Source organism: Mycobacterium sp. 852002-51961_SCH5331710 (genome assembly GCF_001665535.1).
GTDB lineage: Bacteria > Actinomycetota > Actinomycetes > Mycobacteriales > Mycobacteriaceae > Mycobacterium.
Genome location: NZ_LZSQ01000124.1, coordinates 56,949 through 68,171, shown reverse-complemented (window position 1 = coordinate 68,171; position 11,223 = coordinate 56,949). Strand labels below are relative to the sequence as shown.

Below are 11,223 nucleotides of genomic sequence, written 5' to 3'. Positions count from 1 at the left end.
AGATGTGTATAAGAGACAGGCTCGGATGCGCCCATCCTCGTCGGCCTGCGGTACCGGCCCGGGCAGTCACCCCTTTTGACCCGCGAGTGGACCAGCGACGCCGTCGGCGGCGGTCCCCTTGCCAGCCCGGTGTTCTCGGCCGACGGGTCGACCGTCTACGTCAACGGCCGCGACGACCATCTCTGGGCGCTCGACGCGGCCGATGGCAAGGCCAAGTGGTCGGTGCCGCTCGACTACCTCGCGCAGACCCCGCCTTCCGTGTCACCCGACGGGCTGATCGTCACCGGGGGCGGCCCCGGGGCGAAGCTGATCGGGATCAAGGACGAGGGCGACCGCGGCGAGGTGCAGTGGACCCGCGACGACGCGCAGCCGCTGTCCACCTCGAGTCGGTCCGGCCCCGACGTCGCCTACACCGTCGTCCGCGACGGTGAGGGAGAGGACGCCGGACTCGCGCTGATGGTCTTCGACCCCGCCGACGGGCGCACCCTGAACACCTATCCGCTTCCCAGGGCGACGGGCTGGCCTGTGGGCGTCTCGGTCGGGAAGGATCGCCGCGTCGTCACCGCCACCAGCGACGGTGTGGTGTACGGATTCACGCCCGCCTGATGCACAACCTGGCGGCGTTTCGAATTTGTCATCGCAACGAAACACACCGACACCGCGGACATGCCAACATGCCACCCGTGTGTGTGCCGACCCGAACCAGCACGGGCCGGGCGCACCTGAACTAAGGAGACGGATGTCCGAGTTCCTCGACGCAGTCAACGGTTACGTCTGGAGTAACGCGCTGGTGTACCTGTGCCTGGCTGCGGGTGTGTACTTCTCCATCCGCTCCCGGTTCGTCCAGGTGCGCCAGGTACCGGAGATGATCCGGCTGATGATCAAGGGCGAGAAATCGCCGTCGGGTGTCTCCTCGTTCCAGGCGTTGACGATGTCGCTGGCCGGACGCGTCGGCACCGGCAACATCGCCGGCGTCGCGACCGCGATCGCGTTCGGCGGTCCCGGCGCCATCTTCTGGATGTGGGCGGTGGCGTTCCTCGGCGCGTCGACGTCGTTCGTGGAGTGCACGCTGGGCCAGATCTACAAGACGCGCGACCGGCTCACCGGCGAATACCGCGGCGGGCCCGCGTATTACCTCAGCAGGGCGCTGGCGCACACCAAGGCCGCAGGCGCCTTCAAGGTGTACGGCCTGCTGTTCGCCGCGGTGACGGTGTTGGCCTGCGGCCTGCTGCTGCCCAGCGTGCAGTCGAACTCGATGGCGTCGGCGATGAACTCCGCCTGGGGTTTCTCGAAGTGGTGGGTGGCCGTCGGCACCGTCATCGTGCTCGCGTTCGTCATCATCGGCGGGGTCAAGCGCATCGCGGCGTTCGCGTCGATCGTCGTGCCGTTCATGGCGGTCGTCTACATCGCGCTCGCCCTGGTGGTGGTGCTGCTCAACGCCGACCGCGTCCCCGCCGTCTTCGAGATGATCTTCGCCAGCGCGTTCGGCTTCGACTCCGCCTTCGGGGCGATCATCGGGTCCGCGGTGATGTGGGGCGTCAAGCGTGGCATCTACTCGAACGAAGCTGGGCAGGGCACCGGTCCGCACGCCGCTGCTGCCGCCGAGGTCTCACACCCCGCCAAACAGGGCCTGGTGCAGGCGTTCGCGGTCTATGTGGACACGCTGTTCATCTGCTCGGCCACCGGTTTCCTGATCTTGACAACGGGCGCCTACCGGGTGTTCGAGGGAGAAAGCGAAAGCGGTGCCGTGATCGCCGAGGGCGGCCTGCTCTCCGGCGACGTCGAGGTCGGACCCGCCTACGCCCAAGTCGGATTCGACAGCCTGTGGAGCGGCGCCGGATCGACCTTCATCGCGATATCGCTGGCGTTCTTCTGCTTCACGACGATCATCGCCTACTACTACATGGCCGAGACCAATCTGCGGTTCATCCTCGGCCGCTTCTCGCCGATGTCCATGCCGGTCATCCGGGGCACGGTGGGGTCCAACGCGACGATGCTGCTGCAGGCCCTGATCCTGGTGTCGGTGGTCATCGGCGCGGTCTCGACGGCGACCGAGGCGTGGGTCCTCGGTGACATCGGCGTCGGTTTGATGGCCTGGCTCAACATCATCGGGATCATCATCCTGCAGCAGCCCGCGTACCGGGCGCTGTGGGACTACGAGAAGCAGAAGAAGGCCGGGCTGGATCCGGTGTTCGACCCTCGCGCGCTGGAGATCACCGGCGCGAGGTTCTGGGAGAACTACGACCCGCTGGCGGGCAGGGACCGGGAGTCGGCACGGACCTGAGCGCTTACAGCGCGAGCATCGGCGCCACGGCCGCGCGCGGAACCGTTGCCTGCACCGGGCCCGCCGACTCCGGGAACAGTTCACCCTGGCTGAAGAAGAAGATCAGCGAATCGTCGGTCAGTGCAAAGTTCTGGTAGTTCGCCGGATCGGTGCCCTCACTCTGGGAGACCGGGTCGATCATCCCCTGCCGCTCCAGGTACCGGTCGACCTCCGGATAGATCACGTCCATCGGCTTGGTGCCGGGTTTGAACAGGGTGTCGAAGGTGATCGGCGCATTGGTGGCGAGGTTCCAGTTGAACGACTGATAGAACGTCTGCGGACGCACTCCGCCGACGTTCTGCCAGACGGTGAACACCACGCTGCGGGTGCCGGTGGTCGGCGGTCCCGATTGATAACCCGTACCGTCGGCGTCGAGTTCGTAGGGCAGGTTGTTCGCGTCCGGGTCCTCGGCGACGTTGACGAACCCGTCTCGCGCCTGTGTCAGGTAGGCCACCAGCGGCGCTTGGTCGGGATAGTCGTCGGGGAAGCTCAAATCGAGCGTGTAGTTCGGCTTTTGGACGTGCACCCGGCACATCTGGTCCGGGCCGACCGTGCCTTGCAGGTCGGCGCAACCGGGCTGGGCGGCGGCCGCGGGATTGGCGATCGCTCCCGTGACGGCGGCCACCGCGAACAGAACGGTCCACCTGGAAATGCGCATCGTCGACATCCTCGCAGCCGGCACCGGTCTGGATACCGGCGCATCACCGCCAGGATACGTAACGCCTCAACGTGACGGACGACAAATGAATGCCGTTGCCCGGCTTGCGCCTCCGGACCCGATGCGGGCGATCACCACCGAAGCTTGCTGCGAGCCCCGCAGGCGAAGCCGCGGCCGCAGCGCGTCGGGGTCGACGTCGACGCCGCGCACCAGGATCTCGAGGGCGCCGACGTCGCGCGCCGAAAGCGCCTGCCGCAACCGTCGTTCGCCGAAGGCCAGTTGTTCGAGCACTTCGAATCCGCGCACACCGCGGGGAAGCCGGTCGCCCGACAGGTAGGCGATGTCGGGATCGAGTTGCCACAGCCCGTGCCGTGCGGCGTAGTGGCGGACCAGCCCGGCGCGCACCACGGCCCCGTCGGGGTCCACGATCCACCGCCCGGCGGGAGCGACCGCGCAGTCATCGGGGTCGGCGTCGGTGATCTGTTCGCCGGTGTCCAGCAACGAGGCTCGGCGCCGCACGCCCGACTCGGTGAGACCGGCCGACCACAGGCACGCTTCCCGCACGCTGCCCGACAGCGACGTCAGCTCGATCTCCCCGTCGAAACCCAGCCCCCGCACGGCGTCGAAATCGACTCCGGGTGCACACTTCACGACGGTGTCGCGGCGGCGATACACGTCGAGCAGCTCGTCGAGCGGGGGCGCGTAGTTACGCGGGTCGAACCTGCGACGTCCGCCGCTGCGGCGCGCCGGATCGAGCACGACGACGGCCCTGTCGGTGATGGGCCGCAGCGCGTCGGCGCGACACAGATCGACACCGTCAACGTTGTTGCGCGCCATCGCGAGCCGCACCGGATCGAGGTCGCTGCCGATCACCGTCGCCGCCGAGTCGCGCAGCGCCGCGAGCTCGGTGCCGACCGAACACGTCGCATCGTGTACGAGTGCACCACCGAGCCGGCGGGCGCGGTGGCGGGCGACCGGTTCGGCGGTCGCCTGTTGCAGTGCTTCGTCGGTGAACAGCCAGCCGTCGGGGTTGGCCAGTTTGGCCGCCGCTCTGCGGCGCAGCAGCGTGGTCTCGACCAGAACCGCAGCGCGGTCGCCGTAATGTGCACGCGCCGAGGCGATGTCGGCGACAAGCGTGTTGCCGGTCAACGGCAGCGCGGCGGTTTCCCGCAACGCATCCGCACCGGCGGGGCTCCGCAGATACTCGACGTCGCCGACGCCGAATGCCACGGTCACGCGGCGGGTTTGACCCCTGTGATCATGACGTTGTAGTACCAGGATTTCGGCACCACACGGCTCCAGAGGTTCGCGTCGATCCAGCTCAACCCGATCCAGCTGTGGAAGGCGAATTTCGCGTAGCCCCAGCCCAATCGGCCCGGCGGTACAGCGGCTTCGAAGGTGCGCAGCGGCCAGCCCAGCATCGCGGCGGTGAACTCGGTGGTGGCGGTCGACACCTCGACGGCGCCGGCGTTGCTCGCCATCCGTTCGAGGTCGGCCGGAGAGAAGGTGTGCAGGTCGACGACCGCCTCCAACGCGGCCGCGCGTGACGACTCGTCGAGCTCGGCCTGTGGGCGGCGCCAACTCGAAAGTCCCGGCAGCTTGGTCACGTTCGTGACCACGCGCCAGGTCAGCGTCGACAGCGGGCGCGCGTAGTTCTCCCCCGCGTTCGTCGGCTCGCCGGCGAAGATGAACCGTCCGCCGGGCTTGAGCACCCGCACCACTTCGCGCAGCGACAGCTCGACGTCGGGGATGTGGTGCAACACCGCGTGGCCGACCACGAGATCGAAGGTGTCGTCGTCGTACGGAATGCCCTCGGCGTCGGCGACGCGGCCGTCGATCTCCAGGCCCAGGTTCTCCCCGTTGCGGGTGGCGACCTTGACCATGCCGGGAGACAGGTCGGTCACCGAACCGCGCCGGGCGACGCCCGCCTGGATCAGGTTGAGCAGGAAGAAGCCGCTGCCGCACCCGAGTTCCAGTGCCCGGTCGTAGGGCAGCTTGCGCAGCTCGGAGAACGGAACGGTCGCGTCGAACAGGTCGCGGGCGTAGTCGACGCAGCGTTTGTCGTAGGAGATCGACCACTTCTCGTCGTAACTCTCGGCTTCCCAGTCGTGGTACAGCACCTGGGCGAGCTTGGAGTCGTGGCGGGCCGCCTCCACCTGCTCCGCGGTGGCGTGCGGATTCGGCGCCGGAGCCGCATCGGCGGCGTTCAAGCGGGAATCAGTGCTCATAACAGGGCAGCCTAAAGGTCGAACGTCGCCTTGGCCGCAGCCAGTACCTGGGGCGGGTGCTCGACGAACCGTTGCGCCCAGGCCAGCGCGGCGTCGTACACGCCGTCGGGCGCCACCATCTGGTCGATCAAACCCAGGGCCTGCGCCTCCTTGGCGTCGATGAACCGGCCGCTGAAGACCAGTTCCTTGGCCTTGCTCAGGCCGACCGTGCGGGCCAGCCGTTCGGTGCCGCCGGCGGGCACCAGCCCGGCCAGGATCTCGGTGACGCCGAACTTGACGTTGTCTCCGGAGACCCGCCAGTCGGCGGCCAGCGCCAGCGTGAGCCCCCCGCCGAGCGCATAGCCGGTGATCGCGGCGACGGTCGGTTTGGGGATGGCCGCCAGCGCGTCGACGGCGTCGCGGCAGACCTGCGTCGCCGCGGCGGCTTCCCCGGCGTCGAGCGTGCGCAGTTCGGGAACGTCGTCGCCGGCGGAGAAGATCTCGTGTCCGCCGTAGAGGATCACCGAGTGGATGTCGTCGCGCTCGCCGATGCTGCGCGCTGCGCCCGCCAGTTCGCGGTAGACCTGGCGGGTCAGGGCGTTGGTCGGCGGCCGGGACAACAGCAGTGTGGCGATGCCGGGTCGCTCATCGCTGGTGTGGACGGAGACGAACTCGTTCATGCCTGGCGCGCATCGGAGCCGTAGCCGTCGGGGCTGCGGCGGTTGCGGGCGGCGTTGTACCGATGGCTGTCGAAGAACTCGATCTCCCAGTTGCCGGTGTCCTTGTCCGCGGCCAGGTGCGGCGTGACGGACACGATCTGGCGTTCTACCGCAAGCACTTCGGCGACGGTGCGGTTGTTGAGGGAGTCCAGCTGTGTCCACGTCGGCGGCAACAGGAATGTGCGGCCGTCGGCGAAGTCGTCGAGCGCTTCCCGCGGAGTGATCCAGTCGGCCTTGTCGGTCTCGGTGTTGTCGCCGTCGGCGCGTTGACCCTCGGGCAGGGCTCCGACGAAGAAGTAGGTGTCGTAGCGGCGTGTCCGCTCCTCCTTCGGCGTCACCCAATTAGCCCACGGGCGAAGCAGATCCGCCCGCAGCACCAGGTTCTCGCGGTGCAGGAAGTCGGCGAACGACAGGGACCGGTTGACCAGCGCGGCCCGCGCCTCGCGGTAGACCGAGGCGTCGTCGACAAGAACGTCGGGATCGTCGGCGGCGCCGGCGAACAGCACACCGGACTCCTCGAAGGTCTCGCGGGCGGCGGCGCACACCAGGGCCTGCGCCAGGTTCTGCTCGACGTTGAAACGCTCTGCCCACCAGGCGGGTTCAGGACCGAACCAGGCGATGTCGGCGCTGCGGTCGCGGTCGTCGACGCCGCCGCCGGGGAACACCATCACGCCGGCGACGAAATCCATCGCCGAGTGCCGCCGCATCAGGAAAACTTTGATGCCGTCGTCTGTGTCGCGGATCAGCATCACGGTCGCGGCGGGCCGCGGCGTCAACGGTTCTTCGGTCATGCTCGTCTCCTGTGGGCGGCCCGGCTTCTGGCCCGGCGCGCGAAGTAGCGGCCGTCGACGACCTCGAGGGAGATCGCCTGGCCGAACGCCTTCGAAAGGTTCTCGGCGGTCAAAACGTCGGGCAGCAGCCCGGAGTCGACCACCTTGCCCTCGGACAGGATCAGGCCGTGTGAGAACCCGCGCGGGATCTCCTCGACGTGGTGGGTCACCAACACCATCGCCGGCGCATCCGGGTCGGCGGCCAGATCCTCGAGGCGGGCCAGGAGTTCCTCGCGACCGCCGAGGTCCAGTCCGGCCGCGGGCTCGTCGAGCAGCAGCAGTTCGGGGTCGGTCATCATCGACCGCGCGATCAGCACGCGCTTGCGCTCGCCTTCGGACAACGTGCCGTATCTGCGCTCGGCCAGGTGTTCGGCGCCGACGCTTTCGAGCATGTCGATCGCCTGCTCGTAGTCGACGTCGTCGTAGGCTTCACGCCAGCGGCCTAGCACCGCGTAACCCGCGGAGACCACCAGATCGCGGACCACCTCGTCGTCGGGCACCCGCTGCGACAACGCCGAACTGCTGAGGCCGACCCGCGCACGCAGTTCGGCCATGTCGGTTCGGCCGAGCCGTTCACCGAGCACATACGCCGTGCCCGACGACGGGTGCTCCAGCGCGGCGGCGATCCGCAGCAGCGACGTCTTTCCCGCGCCGTTGGGGCCGATCACCACCCAGCGTTCGTCGAGTTCGACGGCCCAGGTGATGGGCCCGACCAGCGTCTGACCACCGCGCCGCAGTGACACCTTGGCGAAGTCGATCAGCACATCGGGGTCGGCTGCATCTCCTTCGGCGGCGGGCACTCGCCCATCGTAGTCAGGCGACTTGTGCGTGATTTCGCTCGCCCAGCGATCGTTTTCACGCACAAATCGCTCGCGCGCCTGCGGCGAGCCTCGGCGACGGATCCTGTCGCGCGCCTGCGGCGAGCCTCGGCGACGGATCCTGTCGCGCGCCTGCGGCGAGCCTCGGCGACGGAAGCCCACCCGCTGACCGACACCACCCTCTCCGGCGTGATCCGCAAGAAGAACTGCACCAGCGGGCCGATCCCGAACGCATAGACGACAGTCCCGACGCCGACCGTGCCGCCGAGCAGCCACCCGACCCCCAGCACCGTCGCCTCGATCGAAGTGCGGACCAACCGCACCGACAGTCCGGTGCGTTCGACGAGGCCGGTCATCAACCCATCGCGCGGACCCGGTCCGAGTCCGGCGCCGACGTAGAGCACGGTGCTGATCGCGTTGAGCACCACCGCGCCCACCATCATCGCGATGCGCAGAGGCAGCGAGGTGGGCGTCGGCAGCAGCCACAGGCTGGCGTCGACGGTGACCGCGATGACGAAGACGTTGGCCACGGTGCCCAGACCGGGCCGGTTGCGCAGCGGAATCCAAGCCAGCAGCACAGCCACGCCCACCACCGCCGAGGCCACACCGATCGTCATCCCGGTGTGCCCGGCCAGGCCCTGGTGGAAGACGTCCCAGGGGTCCAACCCGAGGCCCGCCCGCACCATCAGTGCCATCGAGAAGCCGTAGCCTGTCAACCCGACCATAAGAACCAGTCCGCGCGCCGCGCCCCTACGCATGGTGGGGAAAGCGCAACTTGATCAGCTCTAATTCCCGGGCGATGCGCTCGGCGTCGCGGTCGACGTAATCGGAGTGGCTGACCGGGGGTTGCCATGCGAAAGAAGCGGCGAGACGCCGGCTCAGGCGGGGAATCCAGTTCATGCTCATATCGCCATGATCGAGACCAACTGGCTTGCTTCTCAATAGCCAGTTAGGCGATACTGGCCTGCAATGACGCTTGAGATGCCCGCGCGTGCGCTCGATGTGGACCTACTGGCCCGCGAGCTGGGTAACTGGCGCACATCCAGTCGCAGTGGCCCGGCGTATCAAGGCCTGGCCGACGCGATCCGCCTGCTGATCATCGACGGGCGCTTACCCGTCGGCGCACGCGTGCCCAGCGAACGCGCGCTCGCCGACGCGCTGCGGGTGTCGCGCACCACGGTCACCGCGGCCTACACGCAGTTGCGGGAGGACGGCTACCTCAACGCCCGACGCGGCGCGCGCAGCACCACGGCGCTTCCCGTCGCGCCCGCGGCTCACATCGAGACCGCGCCCCCGTCGGTGAGCCTCGCCGCGGCCGCGCTGTCGGCGCCGGCGGCCGCCGTCATAGAGGCCTTCGCCGAGGCCACCCGCGACGTCACGCCTTATCTGCACGCACCGGGACACGAACTCGTGGGCGTCCCGGCCCTGCGACAGGCCATTGCCGAAAGATATTGCGAGCGAGGCCTTCCGACCGAGCCGGACGAGATCATGGTGACCACCGGCGCGTTGCACGCCATCGGCCTCATCCTCACCACCTACATCCAGCCCGGCGACCGTGTGCTCGTCGAGCAACCGACGTATCACGGTGCGCTGTCGTCGATCACGACCGCCGGTGCGCGCCCCGTCCCGGTCGCGATGACCGAGGACGGCTGGGATCTCGAGGCGCTGCAGAACGCGCTGCACCAGGTGTCGCCGACCCTGGCGTACCTGATCCCCGACAATCAGAACCCGACCGGAATGACCATGCCCGCCGCCGATCGAAAGCGGTTGGCGCGCATCATCACCGAGACCCGTACCCGCACAGTCATCGACGAGACCATCCTCGACATGTGGCTCGACGAACCCGCGCCCGGGCCGGTGGCCGCCGAGATGACCTCGCGACGTGACCTCGTGCTGACCATCGGTTCGATGTCGAAGTCGTTCTGGGGCGGCCTACGGGTGGGCTGGATCCGCGCCGAGCGTGCGACGATCGCCACCATCGCCGCCCTGCGCCCGTCTATTGACATGGGCACCGCTGTGCTCGAGCAGTACGCCGCCGCAAGGCTTCTCACGCGCCACGATGAGTTGTTGCCGGAGCGGCGCGAGATCCTGCGCAGTCGTCGTGCCTATCTGCTGGCTCTGTTGAGCCGGCATCTGCCCGACTGGGAGCCGGGCCCCGGTGCGGGCGGCATGTCGTTGTGGGTGCGGCTGCCTGCCCCGATGAGCACAGCGCTGTCGGCGGCCGCCTCCCGGCTCGGGCTCGAGCTTCCCGCGGGCCCTCGCTTCGGTGTGGACGGCACCCTCGAGCGGTTCGTCCGCGTGCCCTATGCACTGCCCGAGGAACAGTTGAGCGAGGCCGTCGAGCTCCTGGCGCGTGCCTGGCGTAGCGTCACCGGACTGTCGGCACCCGAGCCGACAACCGTTGTGGTCTAAGGAATCAGTCCGGGATCTCGACCCGGCGGACCACGCCATCGACGGCGTCGGCGGCCTCGATCTCACCGCGCGTGATGCCCAGGATGAAAAGCACGGTGTCCAGGTACGGCTGGCTCAGCGACGCGTCGGCGACCTCCCGCAGCGCGGGCTTGGCGTTGAACGCCACCCCCAGGCCCGCGGCGGCCAGCATGTCGATGTCGTTGGCACCGTCACCGACGGCCACCGTCTGTTCCATCGGGACACCGGCCTGCTGCGCGAAATCCCGGAGCGCCTTGGCCTTTCCGGGCCGGTCGATGACCGGGCCGATCACCCGGCCGGTCAACTTGCCGTCGACGATCTCGAGCTCGTTCGCCGCGACGAAGTCCATCATCAACTCGTGCGCGAGCGGTTCGATCACCTGCCGGAAGCCGCCCGACACGATGCCGCAGTGGTATCCCAGCCGCCGCAGCGTACGCAGGGTGGTCCGCGCGCCGGGGGTCAACTCGATCTGCTCGGCGACGTCGTCGAGGACCGAGGCGGGCAGGCCGGCGAGCGTCGCCACGCGACGGTGCAGCGACTCGGCGAAGTCCAGTTCGCCGCGCATCGCCGCCTCGGTGACCTCGGCGACCGCCGCTTCTGCTCCCACCTTGGCCGCCAGCATCTCGATCACCTCGCCCTGGATCAGGGTCGAGTCGACGTCGAACACGATGAGCCGCTTGGCCCGTCGCGTCAGGCTGTAGTCCTCGATTGCGACGTCGATCTCCTCGGCCACTGCGACGCGCGCCAGCGCCTGCTGCAGTTCTTCGAAGACCGCGCGCGACGGCACCGACACCCGTAGTTCCAAACCCGTGACCGGGTAATCGGATACACCGCGGATCGTGTCGATGTTCACCTCGAGCCGCGCGAGTTCGCGAGCCACCACGCCGAATTCCTCGGCGGTGATCGGACGGCCCAGCACGACGATGCTGTGGGTCGACGGTTCCCGCATGACGGGTTCGCCGTCACTGCGCTCGATGGTGACGTCGAGGCCCACGTCGCGGATGGCAGCCGCCACCGCGTCGCGCAGCGCCGAGCTTCCGGCGACCTCTGTCGAGCAGGACACGAGCACGCCGAGCGTCAGGCGGCCGCGAATCACGACCTGTTCGACGTTGAGCAGTTCGACCTGGTGGCGCGACAGCACCTCGAACAACGCCGAGGTGACGCCGGGTTGGTCGCGGCCCGTGACCGTGATCAGCAGCGACGCGCACTCGCGTGATTGACCGGTCATACCGCGATCG

The 11,223-nt window shown here is 68.5% G+C and carries 10 protein-coding genes and 2 pseudogenes; 3 read left to right on the top strand and 9 right to left on the bottom strand.

Going from position 1 to position 11,223, the window contains the following annotated elements; all coding sequences use genetic code 11:
• Positions 1–12 precede the first annotated feature (12 nt).
• Positions 13–606: pseudogene (locus A5752_RS25025) on the top strand (outer membrane protein assembly factor BamB family protein); the annotation flags it as partial.
• A gap of 133 nt (positions 607–739) precedes the next feature.
• Positions 740–2,284: an alanine/glycine:cation symporter family protein gene (locus tag A5752_RS25020; RefSeq protein WP_067091683.1), complete on the top strand. Its 1,545-nt coding sequence runs from the start codon at positions 740–742 to the stop codon at positions 2,282–2,284.
• A gap of 4 nt (positions 2,285–2,288) precedes the next feature.
• Here the strand turns inward: A5752_RS25020 and A5752_RS25015 are convergent, their stop codons facing one another.
• From A5752_RS25015 to A5752_RS27825, 8 genes and pseudogenes are all read right to left on the bottom strand, one after another.
• The gene (locus A5752_RS25015) at positions 2,289–2,981 is read right to left on the bottom strand and encodes an esterase (RefSeq protein ID WP_067091680.1); all 693 of its coding nucleotides are present in this window, start codon (positions 2,979–2,981) and stop codon (positions 2,289–2,291) included.
• Positions 2,982–3,047: 66 nt separating this feature from the next.
• Positions 3,048–4,211 carry a class I SAM-dependent methyltransferase gene (locus A5752_RS25010; protein ID WP_067091712.1) on the bottom strand — a complete coding sequence of 388 codons (1,164 nt, stop codon included), beginning with the start codon at positions 4,209–4,211 and terminating at the stop codon, positions 3,048–3,050.
• Positions 4,212–4,213: 2 nt separating this feature from the next.
• A complete protein-coding gene (locus tag A5752_RS25005) occupies positions 4,214–5,209 on the bottom strand; it encodes a class I SAM-dependent methyltransferase (RefSeq protein WP_067091677.1) in 996 nt (331 codons plus the stop codon).
• 11 nt (positions 5,210–5,220) lie between these two features.
• The gene (locus A5752_RS25000) at positions 5,221–5,868 is read right to left on the bottom strand and encodes an enoyl-CoA hydratase (protein ID WP_067091674.1); all 648 of its coding nucleotides are present in this window, start codon (positions 5,866–5,868) and stop codon (positions 5,221–5,223) included.
• Entirely contained in the window at positions 5,865–6,698 is an 834-nt protein-coding gene (locus A5752_RS24995; protein ID WP_067091672.1) for an NUDIX hydrolase, read from the bottom strand. The genes A5752_RS25000 and A5752_RS24995 overlap by 4 nt, the downstream gene beginning before the upstream one ends.
• Positions 6,695–7,570, bottom strand: coding sequence for an ABC transporter ATP-binding protein (locus A5752_RS24990; protein WP_502686802.1), 876 nt, complete (start codon positions 7,568–7,570; stop codon positions 6,695–6,697). Before A5752_RS24990 ends, A5752_RS24995 begins: the two co-directional genes overlap by 4 nt.
• Before the next feature lie 113 nt (positions 7,571–7,683).
• Positions 7,684–8,313: pseudogene (gene yczE, locus A5752_RS24985) on the bottom strand (membrane protein YczE); the annotation flags it as partial.
• Complete coding sequence (locus tag A5752_RS27825) at positions 8,306–8,461, bottom strand: hypothetical protein (protein ID WP_197500725.1); 156 nt, start codon at positions 8,459–8,461, stop codon at positions 8,306–8,308. The gene A5752_RS27825 and the pseudogene yczE, both read right to left, overlap by 8 nt.
• 63 nt (positions 8,462–8,524) lie before the next feature.
• Between A5752_RS27825 and yczR the strand changes: the two genes are divergently transcribed.
• Positions 8,525–9,967, top strand: a complete 1,443-nt coding sequence (gene yczR / locus A5752_RS24980; protein ID WP_067091667.1) for a MocR-like transcription factor YczR — start codon at positions 8,525–8,527, stop codon at positions 9,965–9,967.
• Between the two features lie 4 nt (positions 9,968–9,971).
• On the opposite strand, the gene serB is transcribed toward yczR, so the two are convergent.
• On the bottom strand, positions 9,972–11,213 hold the full coding sequence (gene serB / locus A5752_RS24975; protein ID WP_067091664.1) for a phosphoserine phosphatase SerB: 1,242 nt from the start codon (positions 11,211–11,213) through the stop codon (positions 9,972–9,974).
• Between the last annotated feature and the right edge of the window lie 10 nt (positions 11,214–11,223).